Origin of the sequence: Serratia ureilytica (genome assembly GCF_017309605.1) — a bacterium.
GTDB classification, from domain to species: Bacteria; Pseudomonadota; Gammaproteobacteria; order Enterobacterales; family Enterobacteriaceae; genus Serratia; species Serratia ureilytica.
Genome location: NZ_CP071320.1, coordinates 1179708 through 1198485, shown reverse-complemented (window position 1 = coordinate 1198485; position 18778 = coordinate 1179708). Strand labels below are relative to the sequence as shown.

The 18778-nt window shown below is 61.4% G+C and carries 21 protein-coding genes, 1 pseudogene and 1 riboswitch; of the genes and pseudogenes, 16 read left to right on the top strand and 6 right to left on the bottom strand.

Annotation, left to right across the window (positions count from 1 at the left end; genetic code table 11):
* The first annotated feature begins 25 nt into the window (after nt 1-25).
* The 11 genes from J0X03_RS05540 (at nt 26) to gutQ (ending at nt 10064) form a co-directional block, all read left to right on the top strand.
* Nucleotides 26-1531: a mannitol dehydrogenase family protein gene (locus J0X03_RS05540; protein ID WP_160204487.1), complete on the top strand. Its 1506-nt coding sequence runs from the start codon at nt 26-28 to the stop codon at nt 1529-1531.
* Nucleotides 1512-2843: an MFS transporter gene (locus J0X03_RS05535; RefSeq protein ID WP_069100800.1), complete on the top strand. Its 1332-nt coding sequence runs from the start codon at nt 1512-1514 to the stop codon at nt 2841-2843. The genes J0X03_RS05540 and J0X03_RS05535 overlap by 20 nt, the downstream gene beginning before the upstream one ends.
* Before the next feature lie 98 nt (nt 2844-2941).
* Nucleotides 2942-3628, top strand: coding sequence for a GntR family transcriptional regulator (locus J0X03_RS05530; protein WP_060660360.1), 687 nt, complete (start codon nt 2942-2944; stop codon nt 3626-3628).
* A gap of 206 nt (nt 3629-3834) precedes the next feature.
* Nucleotides 3835-4884 carry a class I fructose-bisphosphate aldolase gene (gene fbaB / locus J0X03_RS05525; protein ID WP_015378749.1) on the top strand — a complete coding sequence of 350 codons (1050 nt, stop codon included), beginning with the start codon at nt 3835-3837 and terminating at the stop codon, nt 4882-4884.
* A gap of 236 nt (nt 4885-5120) precedes the next feature.
* Entirely contained in the window at nt 5121-5669 is a 549-nt protein-coding gene (gene srlA / locus J0X03_RS05520; RefSeq protein WP_004941528.1) for a PTS glucitol/sorbitol transporter subunit IIC, read from the top strand.
* A gap of 15 nt (nt 5670-5684) precedes the next feature.
* Entirely contained in the window at nt 5685-6665 is a 981-nt protein-coding gene (srlE, locus tag J0X03_RS05515; RefSeq protein ID WP_016926695.1) for a PTS glucitol/sorbitol transporter subunit IIB, read from the top strand.
* Nucleotides 6666-6687: 22 nt separating this feature from the next.
* On the top strand, nt 6688-7050 hold the full coding sequence (srlB, locus tag J0X03_RS05510) for a PTS glucitol/sorbitol transporter subunit IIA (RefSeq protein WP_004941520.1): 363 nt from the start codon (nt 6688-6690) through the stop codon (nt 7048-7050).
* Between the two features lie 10 nt (nt 7051-7060).
* A complete protein-coding gene (gene srlD / locus J0X03_RS05505; RefSeq protein WP_129993535.1) occupies nt 7061-7840 on the top strand; it encodes a sorbitol-6-phosphate dehydrogenase in 780 nt (259 codons plus the stop codon).
* 46 nt (nt 7841-7886) lie between these two features.
* Nucleotides 7887-8243 carry a transcriptional regulator GutM gene (gene gutM / locus J0X03_RS05500; RefSeq protein WP_004941515.1) on the top strand — a complete coding sequence of 119 codons (357 nt, stop codon included), beginning with the start codon at nt 7887-7889 and terminating at the stop codon, nt 8241-8243.
* An 83-nt stretch (nt 8244-8326) separates the two neighbouring features.
* Complete coding sequence (gene srlR, locus J0X03_RS05495; protein WP_033644070.1) at nt 8327-9100, top strand: glucitol operon DNA-binding transcriptional repressor SrlR; 774 nt, start codon at nt 8327-8329, stop codon at nt 9098-9100.
* Entirely contained in the window at nt 9093-10064 is a 972-nt protein-coding gene (gene gutQ, locus J0X03_RS05490) for an arabinose-5-phosphate isomerase GutQ (RefSeq protein WP_069100799.1), read from the top strand. The genes srlR and gutQ overlap by 8 nt, the downstream gene beginning before the upstream one ends.
* Nucleotides 10065-10103: 39 nt before the next feature.
* Here gutQ and J0X03_RS05485 read toward each other — a convergent pair whose 3' ends face one another.
* The 3 genes from J0X03_RS05485 to thiM all read right to left on the bottom strand — a co-directional run bounded on the left by J0X03_RS05485 (nt 10104) and on the right by thiM (nt 12237).
* Nucleotides 10104-10562 carry an inhibitor of vertebrate lysozyme family protein gene (locus tag J0X03_RS05485; RefSeq protein ID WP_160204488.1) on the bottom strand — a complete coding sequence of 153 codons (459 nt, stop codon included), beginning with the start codon at nt 10560-10562 and terminating at the stop codon, nt 10104-10106.
* 83 nt (nt 10563-10645) lie between these two features.
* Nucleotides 10646-11446: a bifunctional hydroxymethylpyrimidine kinase/phosphomethylpyrimidine kinase gene (gene thiD, locus J0X03_RS05480; RefSeq protein ID WP_025303881.1), complete on the bottom strand. Its 801-nt coding sequence runs from the start codon at nt 11444-11446 to the stop codon at nt 10646-10648.
* Complete coding sequence (gene thiM, locus J0X03_RS05475; protein ID WP_033651555.1) at nt 11446-12237, bottom strand: hydroxyethylthiazole kinase; 792 nt, start codon at nt 12235-12237, stop codon at nt 11446-11448. Before thiM ends, thiD begins: the two co-directional genes overlap by 1 nt.
* A 35-nt stretch (nt 12238-12272) precedes the next feature.
* A riboswitch (TPP riboswitch) is annotated at nt 12273-12369 on the bottom strand.
* A 142-nt stretch (nt 12370-12511) separates the two neighbouring features.
* Here thiM and J0X03_RS05470 point away from each other — a divergent pair.
* Nucleotides 12512-12937: a GNAT family N-acetyltransferase gene (locus J0X03_RS05470; protein WP_033644074.1), complete on the top strand. Its 426-nt coding sequence runs from the start codon at nt 12512-12514 to the stop codon at nt 12935-12937.
* 101 nt (nt 12938-13038) lie between these two features.
* A complete protein-coding gene (locus tag J0X03_RS05465; RefSeq protein ID WP_129993534.1) occupies nt 13039-13719 on the top strand; it encodes a class I SAM-dependent methyltransferase in 681 nt (226 codons plus the stop codon).
* Here the strand turns inward: J0X03_RS05465 and J0X03_RS05460 are convergent.
* A complete protein-coding gene (locus J0X03_RS05460) occupies nt 13696-14925 on the bottom strand; it encodes an MFS transporter (RefSeq protein WP_160204489.1) in 1230 nt (409 codons plus the stop codon). The genes J0X03_RS05465 and J0X03_RS05460 overlap by 24 nt on opposite strands.
* Nucleotides 14926-15020: 95 nt before the next feature.
* Here J0X03_RS05460 and J0X03_RS24300 point away from each other — a divergent pair.
* The 3 genes and pseudogenes from J0X03_RS24300 to rluF all read left to right on the top strand — a co-directional run.
* Nucleotides 15021-15458: pseudogene (locus J0X03_RS24300) on the top strand (winged helix-turn-helix transcriptional regulator); the annotation flags it as partial.
* A gap of 42 nt (nt 15459-15500) precedes the next feature.
* Nucleotides 15501-16304, top strand: a complete 804-nt coding sequence (locus J0X03_RS05455; protein WP_060660877.1) for an aminoglycoside adenylyltransferase family protein — start codon at nt 15501-15503, stop codon at nt 16302-16304.
* Between the two features lie 138 nt (nt 16305-16442).
* Complete coding sequence (gene rluF, locus J0X03_RS05450) at nt 16443-17312, top strand: 23S rRNA pseudouridine(2604) synthase RluF (RefSeq protein WP_047574034.1); 870 nt, start codon at nt 16443-16445, stop codon at nt 17310-17312.
* Nucleotides 17313-17428: 116 nt separating this feature from the next.
* On the opposite strand, the gene J0X03_RS05445 is transcribed toward rluF, so the two are convergent.
* Together J0X03_RS05445 and J0X03_RS05440 are read right to left on the bottom strand one after the other, a co-directional pair.
* Nucleotides 17429-17881, bottom strand: coding sequence for a DUF943 family protein (locus J0X03_RS05445; protein WP_033644077.1), 453 nt, complete (start codon nt 17879-17881; stop codon nt 17429-17431).
* A complete protein-coding gene (locus J0X03_RS05440; protein WP_069100039.1) occupies nt 17874-18677 on the bottom strand; it encodes a YPO3983 family protein in 804 nt (267 codons plus the stop codon). The genes J0X03_RS05445 and J0X03_RS05440 overlap by 8 nt, the downstream gene beginning before the upstream one ends.
* Between the last annotated feature and the right edge of the window lie 101 nt (nt 18678-18778).

The following is an 18778-nucleotide window of genomic DNA, read 5'->3' as shown; positions in this document are numbered from 1 at the left end:
GCTTACCTCTCCAGGGACATTGAACATGAGACTTTCCGACCGCAGCGCGCTGCCGGCCGCCGTTATCCGGCCCGGCTACGCACGTGAGCGCGTGAAACCGCGCATGGCGCATATCGGCTTCGGCGCGTTTCACCGCGCGCACCAGGCGATGTACGCCGACAGGCTGGCCAGCGAGCACGGCAGTGACTGGGGCTACTGCGAAATCAGCATGCAGCACGGCTGGCAAAAGATCGCCGACCTGCAGCAACAGGATCTGCTGTTCTCGGTGGCGGAGATGGACGACGATGGCTGGCGGGGCCGGGTCATCGGCGTGGTGCGCCAGGCGCTGCACCTGCAAACCGACGGGCTGGCGGCAGTGCTGGCGGCGCTGACGCAGCCCGAGATCGCCATCGTCTCGTTGACCATCAGCGAAAAGGGCTATTGCCACCACCCCGCCAGCGGCCGACTGATGGCGGAACACCCGGCGATCGCGCATGATATCGCCCACCCGGCACAGCCGGAGTCGGCGCCGGGGCTGCTGCTGGCGGCGCTGCGCCTGCGCCGTGAACGCGGGCTGCCGCCGTTCGCCGTGATGTCCTGCGATAACATGCCGGCTAACGGTCGGGTCACGCGCCAGGTGCTGGTCGAACTGGCACAGCGGCAGGATCCGGCGTTGGCCGACTGGGTGCGTCAAGAGGTCGCCTTCCCTTCCACCATGGTGGATCGCATCGTGCCGGCGATGACGCAGGAAGCCCGCGGGCAGCTCCATGCTTGGTTGGGCGGCGTCGAAGATGAGGTCGGCGTGGCCTGCGAGCCGTTCAGCCAGTGGGTCATTGAGGACCGCTTTCCCCAGGGGCGCCCGGCCTGGGAAAAGGCTGGCGCCGAACTGGTGAGCGACGTGCTGCCGTACGAGGAGATGAAGCTGCGCATGCTGAACGGCAGCCATTCGTTCCTCGCTTATCTCGGTTATCTGGCCGGCTATCAGCACGTTGGCGACTGCATGCAAGATGCGGATTTTGTCCGCGCCGCCCGTCACCTGATGCTGGCGGAACAGGCGCCGACCCTGCAGGTGCCGAACGTCGATTTGGCGCAGTATGCCGACTCGCTGCTGCAACGTTACCGCAACCGCGCGCTGAAGCACCGCACCGCGCAGATCGCCATGGACGGCACGCAGAAGCTGCCGCAGCGGCTGTTGGACGCGATCCGCTGGCATCTGGCGCGCGGCAGCCGCTTCGACTGCCTGGCGCTGGGCGTCGCCGGCTGGATGCGCTACGTCGGCGGCCGCGATGAACAAGGCGCGCCGATCGCCATCAGCGATCCGCTGCGCGAACGCCTCGCCGCGTTGGTCGCCGGCAGCGAGGAAGGCCGGCCCCGCGTCCTGGCGCTGCTGCAACTCGACAGCGTCTTCGGCCACGATCTGCCCGATTCACCTGACTTCGTCAACGCCGTCAGCCACGCTTATCATCAACTGCTGAGCCTGGGGGCCAAAGCCGCCGTCGCCGCTCTGCCGCTTACCGACCGGGAGGTTTCCGATGACCATCACCACGCATAACGCCGTCAATACCGGCAATCAACCGCTGCTGCGGCGCGTCGCCAGCGCGTCGGCCATCGGCACTGCCGCCGAATACTATGATTTCTTCGCCTACGGCACCGCCGCGGTGCTGTTCTTCGGCCAGCTGTTTTTCCCCAGCGCCGATCCGCTGATCAGCACGCTGGCGGCCTTCGCCACCTACGCGGTCGGTTTCCTGGCGCGTCCGCTGGGCGGCATCGTGTTCGGCCACATCGGCGACAAGGTCGGCCGCAAGAAGGCGCTGGTGATCACCATCCTGATCGTCGGCCTCGGTACCTTCTGCATCGGCCTGCTGCCCACCTATGAGCAGATCGGCATCTGGGCGCCGCTCGCGCTGATCTTTATCCGCGTGCTGCAGGGCTTCGGCGTCGGCGGCGAACAGGCCGGCGCGGTGCTGATGACCGCCGAATACGCGCCACCGCCGCGGCGTGGCTTCTACGCCAGCTGGGTGCAGATCGGCGCGCCGGCCGGTTTCCTGCTGCCGTCCGGGCTGTTCGCGCTGCTGACCGCCGTGCTGTCGCCGGCGCAGATGCTGGACTGGGGCTGGCGCATTCCGTTCCTGCTCAGCCTGCTGCTGGTGCTGGTCGGGCTGTTTATTCGCCTGAAGATCGACGAGTCGCCGGTGTTTACCCAGATCCGCGCCACCAAGGCGGTGGAGAGCCGGCCGGTGGTGGAAGTGGCCCGCAGCTATCCCGGCCTTATCGGCAAAGGGGTGTGCGCCAAGCTGATCGAGGCCTGCGCCTTCGCCATGTTCACGGTGATCGTACTGGCCTACGGCAAGGCCAACCACCTCAACGAAAGCATTCTGCTGGAGGCGATGATCGTGGCGGTGCTGCTGGAGATTTTCGCCATTCCGCTGATGGGCCGCCTCTCCGATCGACTGGGGCGCAAACCGGTTTACATCGCCGGCGCGCTGCTGCAGGTGGTATGCATCGTGCCGTTCTTTATGGCGATCAACCTCGATAATTTCTGGGTAACGCAGATCGCCATGATCGTGGTGCTGACCTTCGGCCACAGCATGTGCTACGCGCCGCAGGCCTCTTACTTCCCGGAGCTGTTCCCCACCCGCGTGCGCTGCAGCGGCATCGCGCTGATCTGGCAGATCGGCTCGCTGATCGGCAGCGGCATTCTCGGGCTGTTGGCGGTGAAGATCCTGCAGGTGACCGGCGGCCACTACTACGGGCTGGCAGGGTACATGATGGTGCTGGGCGTGGTGTCGGCCATCGGCCTGAGCCTGATGCCGGAAACCGCGCCAGGGCGGCGCAAGCAGGAATATCAGGATTGGCATCACTGAGTTACCCTGCCCGGCGGGTAGATTTATCCACCCGCCCTTAACCAATAATCTGCTAGTATGGTGGCATTCGAATTCCAGCCAGATGCCTGATTGTCGCCATGTCTGAAACGTACAGTCTCACCAACAACGTCCCGGTCAACCAACAGATCTATCGCTTCCTGCGCAAGGATATCGTCGACTGCACCATCCCCCCCGGCACCCTGCTGTCCGAGAAAGAGATCTCCACCCGCTTTTGCGTTTCGCGCCAGCCGGTACGCGAAGCCTTCATCAAGCTGGCGGAGGCCGGCCTGGTTCAGATCCTGCCGCAGCGCGGCACCTTCGTGATGAAAATCTCCGCCAAGCGCGTGGCCGACGGGCGCTTTATCCGTCAGGCGGTGGAATGCGCCATCGTGCGCCGCGCGGCCGAGCGCGCCACCCCGGCGCAGCTGATGACGCTGGAGCATAACCTGCACCGCCAGGCGCTGGCGGCGCAGAACGGGCAAACGCGCGAGTTTTTGGCGCTGGACGACGAATTCCACCAGCTGCTGACCCAGTTTGCCGACTGCCCGCTGGCGTGGGAGACCATCGAAACCATCAAGGCCACCATGGATCGGGTGCGTTTCCTCAGCCTGAGCGAAGTCTCGCCGCCGGAGAGCCTGATCAAGCAGCACTACCGCATCTACGAAGCGCTGAAAGCGCGCGATGCCGAGGCGGCGGAGCGCGCCATCCACGATCATCTGCAGGAGATGATCTACTCCATCACCCCGATCTCCCAACAGAATACCGCGTGGTTCGAGATCGAATAATCAATCGCTTAGCAAGCCGGGGGCGATCGCCCCCGCGTATTTGGCCACGCCAATGGCATTTCCTCTCAATCGCATCTATTGTTTGTCCTTGCCGGATCAAGTTCGGTAGCATCGCTTTACAGCTTCAATCACCGCTTTTTTACTACGCCGGTGGTCAAAAACCCTTGCATTGCCGGTGTATGAAGAAGCTTAATCGGGAGTGAATCATGACTGATATTGTGCAGTTGCTAGGAAAGGAAGCGGAAGATCTGCTGCAACACCGCTGTACCACTATCCCCGCCGAGAATCTCTACCTGCCGGGCGCCGACTTCGTCGACCGCGTAATGATCGATAACAACCGCCCCAACAGCGTGCTGCGTTCGATGCAAACCCTGTTCAACCACGGCCGCCTGGGCGGCACCGGTTACCTGTCGATCCTGCCGGTCGATCAGGGCATCGAGCACTCCGCCGCCGCCTCGTTCGCCGCCAATCCGCTGTATTTCGATCCGAAGAACATCGTCGAGCTGGCGATTGAAGCCGGCTGTAACTGCGTCGCCTCCACCTACGGCGTGCTGGCGTCGGTATCGCGCCGCTATGCGCATAAAATTCCGTTCCTGGTCAAACTCAACCACAACGAAACGCTGAGCTACCCGACCCAGTACGACCAGACCCTGTACGCCAGCGTCGAGCAGGCGTTCAACATGGGCGCAGTGGCGGTTGGCGCCACCATTTACTTCGGCTCCGAGCAGTCGCGCCGCCAGATCGAAGAGATCTCGATCGCCTTCGAGCGCGCGCATGAGCTGGGCATGGTCACGGTGCTGTGGGCCTATCTGCGCAACCCGGCGTTCAACAAGGACGGCGTGGACTACCACTCCAGCGCCGATCTGACCGGCCAGGCCAACCACATCGCCGCCACCATCGGCGCCGACATCGTCAAACAGAAAATGGCCGAAAACAACGGCGGTTACCGCGCGGTGAAATTCGGCTATACCGACGATCGCGTCTACACCAAGCTGACCACCGATCACCCGATCGATCTGGTGCGCTACCAGCTGGCCAACTGCTACATGGGCCGCGCCGGGCTGATCAACTCCGGCGGCGCCGCCGGTGAGAACGATCTGCAGGAATCGGTGCGCACCGCGGTGATCAACAAACGCGCCGGCGGCATGGGCCTGATCCTGGGGCGTAAAGCGTTTAAGAAATCGATGAAAGACGGCGTGGCGCTGATCAACGCCGTACAAGACGCCTACCTGGACAAGAAGGTCACCATCGCCTGATGTGACAGACCGCCTGTCACAAAGCCCGGTTCGCCGGGCTTTTTTGTGCCCGTTATCCCGCCTCTCGCGCCGTTCACCTTCTCTTTCTTTCACTTTAAACTTTCAAAATAAAATATTTATCTTTCAAATTGTGATCTATTTAAAACAAATAGCCCAACAAAGTGACTACTGTAAGGCCCATGGCGACAGAGCCGCCGTTCGCTCCAGGCCATATCAGTCCATTACAGGAGAACATAATGATTGAGCTAATCACCCACGGCGCCGAGTGGTTTATCGGCCTGTTTCAGAAAGGCGGTGAAGTGTTTGTCGGCATGGTGACCGGCATTTTACCTTTGTTGATCAGCCTGTTGGTTATCATGAACGCGCTGATCAAATTTGTTGGCCAGGAACGTATCGAACGATTGGCGCAGCGCTGCGCGGGCAACCCCGTCTCGCGTTATCTGCTGCTGCCGCTGATCGGCACCTTTGTCTTCTGCAACCCGATGACCCTCAGCCTGGGGCGCTTCATGCCGGAGAAATACAAGCCAAGCTACTACGCGGCGGCCTCCTACAGCTGCCACTCGATGAACGGCCTGTTCCCGCACATCAACCCCGGCGAGCTGTTCGTTTACCTCGGCATCGCCAGCGGCCTGACTACCCTCGGCCTGCCGCTCGGCCCGTTGGCGGTGAGCTATTTCCTGGTGGGGCTGTTCACCAACTTCTTCCGCGGCTGGGTCACCGATCTCACCACCAGTCTGTTCGAACGCAAGATGGGCATCCGTCTGGATCGCCAGGTGCAACTTTAATTCGTGGAGTGCAGCATGAGTGCTTATATCCGTATTGAAAAAGGCGCCAGCGGCTGGGGCGGCCCCCTGGAACTGCCGATAGAACCCGGCAAAAAAGTGGTGTACATCACCGCCGGCACCCGGCCTTCCATCGTCGATCGCCTCAGCGAATTGACCGGTTGGCCCGCCGTCGACGGTTTCAAAGAGGGCGAGCCACCGGCGGAAGAGATCGGCGTGGCGGTGATCGACTGCGGCGGCACCCTGCGCTGCGGCCTGTACCCGAAACGCCGCATTCCGACGGTCAACATCCACGCCACCGGCCAGTCCGGCCCGCTGGCGCAGTTTATCCTCGAAGACATCTATGTCTCCGGCGTGCGCGACCACAACATCAGCCGAATCGACGCGACGGAGAACCCACCCGCCGCCGCCGTTGCAGCGCCGCCCAAGGCGCGCGACTACGACACCAGCAAGAAGATCACCGAACAAAGCGACGGGCTACTGGCGAAGGTCGGCATGGGCATGGGATCGGTGGTGGCGGTGTTCTTCCAGGCCGGGCGCGACACTATCGACACCGTGCTGAAGACCATTCTGCCGTTTATGGCATTCGTCTCGGCCTTGATCGGCATCATCATGGCCTCCGGCCTCGGGGACTTTATCGCTCACGGCCTGACGCCGCTGGCCAACAGCCCGATCGGCCTGGTGACGCTGGCGCTGATCTGCTCATTCCCGCTGCTGTCGCCGTTCCTCGGCCCCGGCGCGGTCATCGCCCAAGTGATCGGCGTGCTGGTCGGGGTGCAGATCGGCCTCGGCCATATCCCGCCGCAGCTGGCGCTGCCCGCGCTGTTCGCCATCAACGCGCAGGCCGCCTGCGATTTCATTCCGGTCGGCCTGTCGCTGGCGGAAGCCAAACAGGACACCGTACGGGTCGGCGTGCCTTCAGTGCTGGTTGGGCGCTTTCTGACCGGCGCGCCAACGGTCCTGATCGCCTGGGCCGCCTCGGCCTTTATTTATCAATAGCATGATTTCCAGGGAGACGTTTATGCACACCATTTTTCATACCACCATCACGCAGATCGGCGGCTGCGCCCGCGACGCGTTGCTGGACAACATGCTGATCACTTTCCGGGAAGGCGCGCCGGCGGATATCGAAGAGTTCTGCTTTATCCACCGCCACGGCGCGACCGCCGGTGAGCTGCAGGTCGGCGGCGTGATGGAACTGGCGCAGCAGCGCTACGCCATCACCGCCGTCGGCAGCGTCGCCACACAGAATCTGCGCGAACTGGGCCACATCACCGTGCGCTTCGACGGCGAAGCCGAAGCCGAATTCCCCGGCTCGATCCACGTTTCCGGCCCGACGCCGACCGATATCCCGTTGGGCAGCACGCTGTCATTTATCGCATAAGGAGTAGACCATGTCTGAAGTAGCTGTAGTGATCGGCGGCGGCCAAACGTTAGGCGCCTTTTTGTCCCGCGGGCTGGCGCAGGCCGGCTATCGGGTGGCGGTGGCCGATCTGAACGCCGACAACGCCAATCGGGTGGCGCGGCAGATCAACGAAGAGTACGGCGCTGGCAGCGCCTGCGGTTTTCAGGCCGACGCCACCGACGAGCAGAGCGTGATCGCGCTGGCGGCGGCGGTTGACCGGGAATTTGGCCAAACCAACCTGCTGGTCTACAGCGCCGGCATCGCCAAGGCGGCGCCGATCACCGACTTCCCGCTGGGCGACTTCGACCGCTCGCTGCAGGTGAACCTGGTGGGCTATTTCCTCTGCGCCCGCGAGTTCTCGCGCCTGATGATCCGCGACGGCATCGCCGGGCGCATCATTCAGATCAACTCCAAGTCCGGCAAGGTCGGCAGCAAGCACAACTCCGGCTACAGCGCCGCCAAGTTCGGCGGCGTGGGGCTGACGCAGTCGCTGGCGCTCGATCTGGCGGAATACGGCATTACGGTGCATTCGCTGATGCTCGGCAACCTGCTGAAATCGCCGATGTTTCAATCGCTGCTGCCGCAGTACGCGCAAAAATTGGGCATCGCGCCGGACCAGGTGGAGCAGTACTACATCGACAAAGTGCCGCTGAAGCGCGGCTGCGACTACCAGGACGTGCTGAACACCCTGCTGTTCTACGCCAGCGATAAGGCCTCTTACTGCACCGGCCAATCGATCAACATCACCGGCGGCCAGGTGATGTTCTGAGGCCACCGACGCCCCCTTCCGCGGAAGGGGGCATAAGGAGAACCCCATGACACAAGCTTTGATCGCCTTCGCGCTGCTGGCCTGGCTGCTGCAAATCGCCTTCGGCTGGTGGCAACTGCAACGTTTTAACCGCGCCTTCGACGGCTTATGCCGACTGGGCGCCGTCGGCGTCGGCCGCTCCGGCGGCCGTTTTCGCCCACGGGTGGTGCTGGCGCTGGCCTTCGACGCCGATCGGCGGGTATGCGGCAGCCTGTTGCTGCGCGGCCTGACCGTTTTCGCCCGGCCCCGCCCGCTGCCTCATTTGCACGGTTTGCATCAGCGGGATTTGCGCCCGGATGTGATCTTCCCCGAGGATCGCGCATGCCAGTCTGCACTATCGTTAGCGATTGAACCCAAATCGTGATATTTTCACATTAAAAGGCATTACCTTTCATAGTGAATTATTCAGCGAGGGGAAATGCCCCACTCTTGTGAACGGGAATCGCGATGAAACCAAAGCAGCGGCAGGCCGCTATCCTTGAATATCTGCAGCAGCATGGCAAAACGGCAGTGGACGCCCTGGCCGAGCATTTCTCCACTACCGGCACCACCATCCGCAAAGATCTCACCCTGCTGGAAGAAGAAGGCGAGGTGATCCGCACCTACGGCGGCGTAGTACTCAGCCGCGACGACGGCGATCAGCCGATCGACCGTAAAACCCATATCAACACCGAGAAAAAACGCCGCATCGCCAGCGCCGCCGTGGCGCTGATCGCCGACGGCGACTCGCTGATCTTCGACGCCGGCAGCACGGTGCTGCAGATGGTGCCGCACCTGGCGCAGTTCAATAACATCACGGTGATGACCAACAGCCTGACCATCGTCAACGCGCTGGTGGAGCTGGATAACGATCAGACCATCCTGATGCCCGGCGGCACCTACCGCAAAAAATCGGCCTCGTTCCACGGCAGCCTGGCCGAATCGGCGTTTCAGCAATTCAGCTTCGACAAGCTGTTTATCGGCGCGGACGGCGTCGATCTCAACGCCGGCGTCACCACCTTCAACGAAGTGCACAACGTCAGCAAAGCGATGTGCGAAGCCGCCGGCCGCATTATTTTGTTGGTGGACTCCTCGAAATTCGGCCGCAAGAGCCCGAACGTGGTGTGCGAACTCAGCGCCGTCGATACGCTGATCACCGACCGAGACATCAACCCCGATTACCTCGCCGCCCTGCAGGCGAAAGGCATCAATATCATTCTGGTAGGAGACCCCGATGAGTAACGCCAACGCCCTGCTCGCCTTCGCCCGCGAAACGCTGGAGATCGAGTTGACCGAAGCGCAGCGCCTGCTGGCGCGCCTGGATGACAATTTCGTCTGCGCCTGCGAGCTGCTGCTGAACTGCCGCGGCAAAGCGGTGATTTCCGGCATCGGCAAGTCCGGCCATATCGGCAAAAAAATCGCCGCGTCGCTGGCCAGCACCGGCACGCCGTCGTTCTTCGTTCATCCGGCGGAGGCGCTGCACGGCGATCTCGGCATGATCGGCGCCGACGACGTGGTGGTGTTCATCTCCTATTCCGGCCGCGCCAAAGAGCTGGACCTGATCCTGCCGCTGCTGGCGGAGAACGGCATTCCGGTGATCGCCATCACCGGCGGCAAAGAATCGCCGCTGGCGCAGGGCGCGGCCTGCGTACTGGATATCGGCGTCGAGCGCGAAGCCTGCCCGATGGGGCTGGCCCCCACCTCCAGCGCGGTCAACACCCTGATGATGGGCGACGCTCTGGCGATGGCGCTGATGCGCCAGCGCGGTTTCAATGCGGAAGACTTCGCCCGCTCGCACCCGGGCGGCAGCCTGGGGGCGCGCCTGTTGAACCGCGTGCATCACCTGATGCGCACCGGCGATCGCCTGCCGCGCGTGAGCGAAAGCGCCAACGTGATGGAAGCGATGCTGGAACTGAGCCGCACCGGGCTCGGGTTGGTGGCGGTGTGCGACGCGCAGCAGCGGGTAGTGGGCGTGTTTACCGACGGCGACCTGCGCCGCTGGCTGGTGAAGGGCAACAGCCTGCAGGATCCGCTCAGCCCGGCGATCACCCGCCCCGGCTATCGGCTGCCGGAGCAGTGGCGCGCCGGCGAAGCGCTGGAAGCGCTGCACGAACAGCACATCAGCGCGGCCCCGGTGGTCGATATGGACGGCGTGCTGGTGGGGGCGCTCAACCTGCACGATCTGCATCAGGCCGGCATCGGCTGATCAACGCCGGGGGCGGCATCGTCAGCGCCCCCGGTCAGATCATTTCCAGTCGGGATTGTTCTCGAACTGCTGCTTAAGCAGCGCTTTCATGTCGTCATCCGGCTTGCCGAGCCACTGGTACTTGGCGTATTTCTTCGGATGATCGACGGCTTCCGGCCGATCTTCCACTTCCACCCGCACGCCCCAGGCCTGGGATTTGTCCGCGCTGAACGCCACGATCAAAAAGTTGTTGCCGCAGTCGTGCGGCTTGCACAGGTTGCCGACCAGATACTCTTTGCCCTTCCAGCTCAAGTTTTGCGCCGGCGTAGAGGTGCCGACGCCCTTGCGCGCCCAGCCCGGCATCCGCGCCTGGCTTTTGACCATGTTTTGCCAGCTGGCCTGATACCCCGGCTGCTGAATCAAATCCGATGTGGTGACGATCTGCTGAGCGAAGCTGCCCGCGCTGAAGCTGAGCAGTGCGCCGAAGAGGGCGCAACGCAGCGCCTGGTGTCCCGTCATAGTCCTTCTCCCTAGGTTAAATCAGGTTTCGCCCGTAAACCGGGCCTGAACTAGTCAGACCACGGTTGCGGCAAAAAGTTGACTCACCACCAGGCGTGAAAATGATGCACCGGCCCGATGCCGTGCCCCACTTCCAGCGTGTCCGCCTGTTGCAGCGCGTGTTGCAGGTAGTCCTTGGCGGCGGCCACCGTGGCCGCCCAGTCGGCATGGCGCGGGCGCAACGCCGCCAGCGCGGCCGAGAGCGTGCAACCGGTGCCGTGAGTGTGGCGGGTGGCGACGCGCGGCGCGGTAAAGCGCTGCTCGCCTTCGGCGGTAAACAGCCAGTCCGGGCTCTCGCTTTCGCTCAGGTGGCCGCCCTTCATCAGCACCGCCCGGCAGCCCATCGCCAGCAGCGCCCGCCCCTGCTCGCGCATCTGCGCTTCATCTTCCGCCGGCGCGCACGCCAGCAGCGCCGCCGCTTCCGGCAGGTTTGGCGTAATGATCGACACCAGCGGCAACAGCTCGCGCCGGATAGACGCCACCGCCTCCGGCGCCAACAGCGGATCGCCGCTTTTCGCCAGCATCACGGTATCCAGCACCACGAATTCCGGCCGGTAATGGCGCAGCCGTTCGGCCACCGCCTGCACGATGTCGGCGTTGGCCAGCATGCCAATCTTGACGCTGTCGATGCGCACGTCGCTGAACACCGAGTCCAGCTGCGCGGCGACGAACGCCGGATCGATGTAATACACCGACTGCACGCCGCGGGTATTTTGCGCCACCAGCGCGGTGATCACCGAGGTGCCGTAGGCGCCAAGCGCCGAGAAAGCCTTCAAATCGGCCTGAATGCCGGCGCCGCCGCTGGGATCGGTGCCAGCGATGGTCAGGGCGTTAATGCGTTTCATCACAGATCCTCCCCGCGCAGTTGATACAGCGCATCGAGGAACGCCGGCGTAAAGCTGCCCGGCCCGGCGGCCTGCCTGGCCGCCAGGCCGCCGCAGTGGGACATCACCCGGCAGGCGGTCGCCACGTTGTCCAGGCGATCGCCCGGCAGGGCGCAAAACGCCGCCACCACCGCCGACAGCGCGCAGCCGGTGCCCACCACCCGCGTCATCAGCGGGGAGCCGCCTTCGATCGCCCAATCGCGCTGGCCGTCGGTGACGTAATCCACCGCGCCGGTGACCGCCACCACCGCGCCGCTGCGCTGCGCCAGCTCACGCGCGGCGGGCAAGGCCGCCAGCGAGTCGTCGCCGCTATCCACGCCGCGGCCGCTGGCCAGCAACCCGCTGAGCGCCATGATTTCCGAGGCGTTGCCGCGTATCGCCGCCGGTTTCTCGTCCAGCAGCTGTTTGGCGAAGGCGGTGCGGTAGGAGAGCGCGCCGACCGCCACCGGATCCAGCGTCCAGGGCTTACCGGCCCGATTGGCGGCGGCCACCGCCGCCCGCATCGATTCGGCGCGCAGCGCGTTGAGGGTGCCGACGTTGATCAGCAGGCCGTCGGCCAGCGCGCTGAACTGCGCCGCCTCTTGCGGCTCCACCACCATCGCCGGAGAGGCGCCGAGCGCCAATAGCACGTTGGCGGTCAGCGACTGCACCACTTCGTTGGTCAGGCAGTGGATCAGCGGAGGCCGCTGTTGGAATTGGGTCAGGCAGGCCGCGGCGCGGGCGCCGGGTAGTGCATCAGGTCGAGCGATCATATTCCTCCCAACCGGCGTTCAAGAAGGCGGCGCCGGTTGAGCGGCCGTGACTTCCCTACGCTGGCATTATCCAGATCAGGTAATACGGGTATTTCTCAGCCTTCACGCGGAAGGGCACCCCGAGTCATGAAAATCAATAGGTTGTGATCAACGTTGCGTTAATCCCTACTGGGGATCATGCCAGCGGCGGCGCGGACAAACAAGCGATTAAATTGGCCCAGCGGGCATACGCCGCGCAATGCGCTATAGTGAGCACAAACCACCAGGAGATGCCATGCAGATAAGACCCTACCAAGAGACCGATCGCCCCTTCCTGCGCACGCTGTACCTGGCGTCGCGCAAGGCGGCGTTCGGCTGGCGCGATACCTCAAACTATCAGTTGGAAGATTTCGACGGCGCGACGCTGGGCGAAGCGATTTGGGTGGCGGAAGACGGCGGCGCGCTGCTGGGATTCGTCTCCGTCTACCGCGAAGATAACTTCATTCATAACCTGTATGTCGATCCCCATCAGCCGCCGCGCGGCGTCGGCAGTGCGCTGCTGCATGCGGCGCAAGCCACCTTCACCGCCACCGGTTCGCTGAAATGCCTGGTGAAAAATGAAAAAGCGCTGGCGTTCTACCGCAAGCACGGCTGGCGCATCATCTCCACTGGCAACGACGGCGAAGAAGATTATTACCTGATGCATTCGCCGGCCCGCTAACGCCGCCTTTCCCGTCACAGAACCCATTAGTGATAATGGATTTCATTATCACTTAAGCATACCCTTCCTTGTCTCTCTCAATGAACCTGGCAAGGAAGGTTATGCAACATCAAACGGATACTCGCTTCCCCGATGCCGCGGCGGCGGACTACGATCGCCGTATTCTGACCCTGGTGCCCGGCTATCAGTTTGCCCAGGCGCTGCTAACGGCGACGCTCGCGCAGACGCTGCCGAATGACGCCACGCTATTGCTGGCCGGCTGCGGCACCGGCAGTGAACTGGCGGCGCTGGCCACCGCCAACGCCAGCTGGCGTTTCAGCGCCGTGGAACCCTCCGCCGGCATGCTGGCGGCCGCACGCGCCAAAGCCGAAGCCGCGGGTTATGCACAACGGGTGAGTTTCCAGCCCACCTTGCTGCAACAAGCGCCGCAAACCCGCCACGACGCGGCGGTGTGCTCATTGGTGCTGCACTTTATCGCCGACGATGGCGCCAAACTGGACTTCCTGCAGCAGTTGGCGCAGCGCCTCTCCCCCGCCGCACCGCTGCTGCTGTTCGACTATCAACCGGAGGGCCTGCCCGCCAGCCACTACCAACATTGGCTGCAAAGCGCCGGGCATTCGGCGGCGCAGGCGCAGGAGGTGATCGAACGCACCCGCCGCAACTGGCACCCGATGGCAGCGGCGCGCAGCCGTCTCCTCCTGGCGGAAAGCGGCTTCACCGCGCCTCAGCAGCTGTGCGGTGCGCTGGGCTTCCAGCTTTCACTGCTCCACCGCCGTCGCTGAGGGCGGCATCCCTCGCAGCGTCAGCCGCCAAAACAGCAGCGCGCTCAGGCTGACGCCCGCCCCCAGCCAGCAGACGCCGCTCCAGCCCGCCCAGGCGTACATATGGGTGCCGGCAAAGGCGCCCAGCCCACTGCCGACGGCGTAAAACAGCATGTAGCAGCCCACCAGCCGGCTGTGCGACTGCGGGTGCGCGCGGAAGATCATGCTCTGGTTCAGCACGTGGATCGCCTGACCTGCCAGATCCAGCAGCACGATGCCCGCCACCAGCCAAACCAGGCCGCTGCCGAGCAAACCGAGCGGCAGCCAGGCCAGCGTCAACAGCAGCAGACACACGCCGCTGGCCGTCTGCCCCAGCCCGCGATCCGCCAGATGCCCGGCGCGCACCGCCGCCAGCGCGCCCACCGCGCCGACCAGGCCGAACGCTCCCACCGCGGCATGGGTGAAGTTGAACGGCGGCTGGCTCAGCGGCAACACCAGCGAACTCCAAAAGAGGCTGAAAGCGCCGAACATCAGCAGCGCCAGCATGCCGCGAATTTGCAGCGTGCGGTCATGCAACAACAGGCTCAACATTGAACCCAGCAGCGCGGGATAACTCAGCGTGCTGGGAACGGTGCGTGGCGCTGGCAGCATGCGCGACAGGATCGGCAGCAATACCAACGTCACTCCGGCAGAGAAGAAGTACACCGTGCGCCAGCCGCCGACGTCCGCCAGCGCGCCGGACAAGGTGCGCGCCAGCAGCAACCCCAGCACCACCCCGCCCTGCGCCGCGCCGACTACCCGCCCGCGCTCCTGCGGCGGCGCCAGGGCGGCGGCGAACGCGATCAGGCCCTGCGTCATGGCGGTGCCCAGTAGCCCCACCAGCATCATCCCCACCAGCAGCCAGGGCGCGCTGGGCGCCCAGCCCACCAGCAGCAGCGCAGCGATCAGCCCCAGCTGTTGCCCCGCCAGCAATCGATGCCGGTTCAACCGATCCCCCAGCGGCACCACCAACAGCAACGCCAGCGCGCAGCCCAACTGAGTCACGGCGATCACCATGCCGACCGCCGCCAGGCTGATGGAAAAATCGCGGGCGATGGCGTCTAACAGCGGCTGCGCATAGTAAACGTTGGCCACGCTAAAGGCGCTGGCGGCGGCCAACAGCAGCACAAGGGCGGCCGGCAGGCGCCCTAATGCCGCACAGGGAGGATCCAGCAGTTTGTCGCTCATCGCACACCTTAATGTGGTTTCATTATTAAACCCAATGAACTTTAGGTGCAGAGGTTTTATAATGCAACCAGAATATGCAGCAGGAGATAATCGTCGTGAAACGTAAGAGCCTGGAAGACGCGCCGTGCCCGGTGGCGCGCACGCTGGATGTGATTGGCGACTGGTGGTCGCTGCTGATCGTGCGCGACGCCTTCGACGGCGTCACCCGCTTCAGCGAATTTCAAAAAGGGCTGGGGATGGCGAAGAACATCCTTGCCACCCGGCTGCGCGCCCTGGTGACGCACGGCGTGCTGGAGAGCGTGCCCGCCGCAGACGGCAGTGCCTATCAGGAGTATGTGCTGACCGAGAAAGGCCGCGCGCTATTTCCGGTGATCGTTGGCCTGCGCCAGTGGGGGGAAGATCATTTGTTCGCCGAAGGAGAGGCGCATTCAACGCTGGTGGAAAGCGACAGCGGCCGCCCCGTGCCGCGCCTGACGCCGATCGGCAACGCCGGGCAGACGCTCACCCCGCTTAACACCCGGGTGGTGAAGGTGGGGGAACGGTTTGAGCCATCTTTTAACAATCGCCAATTAGCTATAAAAGAAACACTTCCAGCCGAAATCGCCGCACAGATCGACGCCGCATACAATGTGCTGACAGAGCAACTCGGCGAGACACTCTTGGGCATCCATCTGTATGGATCTGCGGTCGATGGCGGTCTTAAACCCAACAGCGATATCGACATCTTGGTCGTCATCAGCAAGCCGCTGATGTCAACCACTCGGGCCGCCCTCATGAAAGCTTTGCTGACCGTGTCGGCTCCGCCAGATGCCGACAGTATTTTTCGCCCGCTGGAAGTCACCGTGCTGGTACAGACCGACATCAAACCTTGGCGCTATCCGCCACGACGTGAGTTACAGTTTGGCGAATGGCTGCGTGAAGAGTTGCTGGTGGGAATTGTCTCCCCCGCCACCTTGGATCCTGATGTGGCGATCCTGCTTACCAAAGCCCGGCAGCATCATCGACATCTGTTCGGCTCCTCCTTTGAACTCCTGTATGACAGCGTCCCTCGCAGTGACTTCATCGCCGCGCTCACCGATACCCTGAGTCAATGGAACGAACCTGATGACTGGCATGGCGACGAATGCAACATTGTGCTTGCGCTGGCGCGCATCTGGTTCAGCGCGGCAACCGGTCGGATCGCCCCCAAAGATGTGGCCGCCGAATGGCTGCTGGAACGCTTGCCATCTGAACACCAGCCGGTACTTAGCACCGCGCGGCGAGTTTATCTCGGACAAGCGATAGATGACCTGTCTCAGCATCAGCAGCCGTTGGCGGCATTCATCGGCTATGCCAAAACGACGATCGCAAGTCTATTGACGACAACAGCATCGCAATAAGACGCAGGCCTGTCGACACCACTTATCGTCTGCACTTTTTGATGCAGGGACGGATTTTGTTCATAGCCGCCGCCCCCTGCATGATTCGCTTCGCAGCGCCATCCGGGTAATGTATAGTCCGCGTTTTACGGAGATCCCATGCTGACTAACTCATCCATTCGTTTGAACAAATACATTAGCGAGAGCGGTATCTGCTCACGCCGCGACGCCGATCGATACATCGAACAGGGCAACGTTTTCATCAACGGTAAACGCGCCACCGTTGGCGCCCAGGTATTTGCCGGCGATGTGGTGAAGGTTAACGGTCAGCTGATCGAACCGCGCAATGAAGAAGATCTGGTGCTGATCGCGCTGAATAAACCGGTCGGCATCGTTACCACCACCGAGGACGGCGAGCGCGACAACATCACCGACTTCGTCAACCACAGCAAGCGCATATTCCCGATCGGCCGCTTGGACAAGGATTCGCAGGGGCTGATCTTTCTGACCAACCACGGTGACCTGGTCAACAAGATCCTGCGCGCCGGCAACAATCACGAGAAAGAGTATCTGGTGACGGTCAACAAGCCAGTGACCGACGAGTTTATTCGCGGCATGGGCGCCGGCGTGCCGATGCTTGGCACGGTGACCAAAAAATGCAAGGTGAAGAAAGAAGCGCCGTTCGTGTTCCGCATCACGCTGGTGCAGGGGCTGAACCGCCAAATCCGCCGCATGTGCGAACACTTCGGCTATGAGGTCACCAAGCTGGAACGCACGCGCATCATGAACGTCAGCCTGAAAGGCTTGCCGCTGGGCGAATGGCGCGATCTGACCGATGACGAGCTGATTGAGCTGTTCAAGCTGATTGAAGGCTCTTCGTCCGAGGCTAAACCGACGAAGAAAGCCCCGGCCAAATCTTCCCCGGCGAAAAAACCGAGCGCCGGCGGACCGAAAAGCGCCGATAAAACCGCTGCGCCGGCCGGCCGCAAGCGCTTTACCCAGCCAGGACGCAAGAAAAAAGGGCGTTAAACGTCCTTCCCTGCTCAGCCCGCCGTTGCGCGGGCTTGGCGAGGGCGAAACCCTGACCACCACCTAGACGAGTCTGATTGAAAACGAGGAAAATCAGGGGGTAAGAGTAAGGGTCACTATTTTTTTAACAGCGTGGTCTTACCGTCAGGCTCTTGAGCAAAAGTCTTCCCATCCAGACTGATAAAAATCCTTTTATTAGCATCACCATTAATAATCATCGCTATATCCTTATAGATACATTTGTTCTTGGCATCGCCCTCGGCAAAACAATGATAGTCATCAACACTTCCATCATTGCTACCCGTCGGAGCGGCAACATAGCCATCAAAATTCATTACGGCAACGGTAAAGTGACTCTCGTCTTTGATAATATGATATTTTTCCTGAAGTTTATCTTTATTATCATTCCACCAAGATATTTTACCTTCCGTGGTCAACGGAAGGTATTGAACATAAACAGCAGCACCATCAACCCGCACAACATTAGCCGGCCTGACAAGCACCCAAACCAACCAAAAAGCCGCTACGGCAACCAAAGAAAAGAACGCAACCTTTTTCTTGTTAAGCATAGTTTTCACCTGTCACTATTATCTTCGCGCCAAAGTTGGTGAAAAAGGGTCTAAACGCGAACTCTTTATACCTTTGAAGTACAAACCAAATCCTGAAAAAACCAATAGAATTAAACGTTAACTTGCTAATATCTTCTTTATCCAATCCAAAATGATCCTGAGCTTTATAGCTAATCACGGCAGTATATCTATTACCTTGAAAAACCAAAGAATCAACACTGATCTCTGTACTGTTGACCTCATGCACACTGACTCCCATTCCATTTATGCAGTCTTCCCAGCGGACATACTTTGGCAAACGGCTCTGTGATAACTGAAGAGCAAATGCCTCTTTATTCAGCCGATATGAGTTAAAGTCAAAGGTGTCGAGAACACTTTTAATTCGAATTAGCGTACTATTTTCTGATTTATCGCTCAGTATCAGCCTTTTATAGGCTAAATCCATTTGAACATCTTGAAAGTCAGTTCCGTTATTGCCCTGCATGTGATTGAAGAGCTTAACTATCAAGCCTTGATAAACGCCAGTAAAAGAAAAGTATCTCGATGCAGCTCTCAGCTCATCAAAAAGCATGGCAACCGCCTTTTCTTTTCCTGCTGCCGGAATATTTCGCGTTGCCGGATGATCATAGGGCGATTTATAAGTACTCCAATCGATAAACGTTGATACTTGCCCCACGCGATACCGTTGCTTAAGTGTACGTTCATCCATATCGCCATATTGCATATCATCCGCAAAACGGTCGTTAAAAGGCTTCTTACTGGTGAAAATCGTTAACGGCCTTGTCAATTCACGCATTGGAAAATCAGTCCCTTGCCCATACCAAGAAGAGCATTAATCATACAGACAATCCCGCCCTGCTCATATCGGGAAATGTCTTAGCGCCCCCTTACGCAGGC

Bases quoted from the DNA above. Each gene is read 5' to 3' on its own strand.
- J0X03_RS05540 (WP_160204487.1), top strand. From the start codon at position 26: ATGAGACTTTCCGACCGCAGCGCGCTGCCGGCCGCCGTTATCCGGCCC.
- J0X03_RS05535 (WP_069100800.1), top strand. From the start codon at position 1,512: ATGACCATCACCACGCATAACGCCGTCAATACCGGCAATCAACCGCTG.
- J0X03_RS05530 (WP_060660360.1), top strand. From the start codon at position 2,942: ATGTCTGAAACGTACAGTCTCACCAACAACGTCCCGGTCAACCAACAG.
- fbaB (WP_015378749.1), top strand. From the start codon at position 3,835: ATGACTGATATTGTGCAGTTGCTAGGAAAGGAAGCGGAAGATCTGCTG.
- srlA (WP_004941528.1), top strand. From the start codon at position 5,121: ATGATTGAGCTAATCACCCACGGCGCCGAGTGGTTTATCGGCCTGTTT.
- srlE (WP_016926695.1), top strand. From the start codon at position 5,685: ATGAGTGCTTATATCCGTATTGAAAAAGGCGCCAGCGGCTGGGGCGGC.
- srlB (WP_004941520.1), top strand. From the start codon at position 6,688: ATGCACACCATTTTTCATACCACCATCACGCAGATCGGCGGCTGCGCC.
- srlD (WP_129993535.1), top strand. From the start codon at position 7,061: ATGTCTGAAGTAGCTGTAGTGATCGGCGGCGGCCAAACGTTAGGCGCC.
- gutM (WP_004941515.1), top strand. From the start codon at position 7,887: ATGACACAAGCTTTGATCGCCTTCGCGCTGCTGGCCTGGCTGCTGCAA.
- srlR (WP_033644070.1), top strand. From the start codon at position 8,327: ATGAAACCAAAGCAGCGGCAGGCCGCTATCCTTGAATATCTGCAGCAG.
- gutQ (WP_069100799.1), top strand. From the start codon at position 9,093: ATGAGTAACGCCAACGCCCTGCTCGCCTTCGCCCGCGAAACGCTGGAG.
- J0X03_RS05485 (WP_160204488.1), bottom strand. From the start codon at position 10,562: ATGACGGGACACCAGGCGCTGCGTTGCGCCCTCTTCGGCGCACTGCTC.
- thiD (WP_025303881.1), bottom strand. From the start codon at position 11,446: ATGAAACGCATTAACGCCCTGACCATCGCTGGCACCGATCCCAGCGGC.
- thiM (WP_033651555.1), bottom strand. From the start codon at position 12,237: ATGATCGCTCGACCTGATGCACTACCCGGCGCCCGCGCCGCGGCCTGC.
- J0X03_RS05470 (WP_033644074.1), top strand. From the start codon at position 12,512: ATGCAGATAAGACCCTACCAAGAGACCGATCGCCCCTTCCTGCGCACG.
- J0X03_RS05465 (WP_129993534.1), top strand. From the start codon at position 13,039: ATGCAACATCAAACGGATACTCGCTTCCCCGATGCCGCGGCGGCGGAC.
- J0X03_RS05460 (WP_160204489.1), bottom strand. From the start codon at position 14,925: ATGAGCGACAAACTGCTGGATCCTCCCTGTGCGGCATTAGGGCGCCTG.
- rluF (WP_047574034.1), top strand. From the start codon at position 16,443: ATGCTGACTAACTCATCCATTCGTTTGAACAAATACATTAGCGAGAGC.
- J0X03_RS05445 (WP_033644077.1), bottom strand. From the start codon at position 17,881: ATGCTTAACAAGAAAAAGGTTGCGTTCTTTTCTTTGGTTGCCGTAGCG.
- J0X03_RS05440 (WP_069100039.1), bottom strand. From the start codon at position 18,677: ATGCGTGAATTGACAAGGCCGTTAACGATTTTCACCAGTAAGAAGCCT.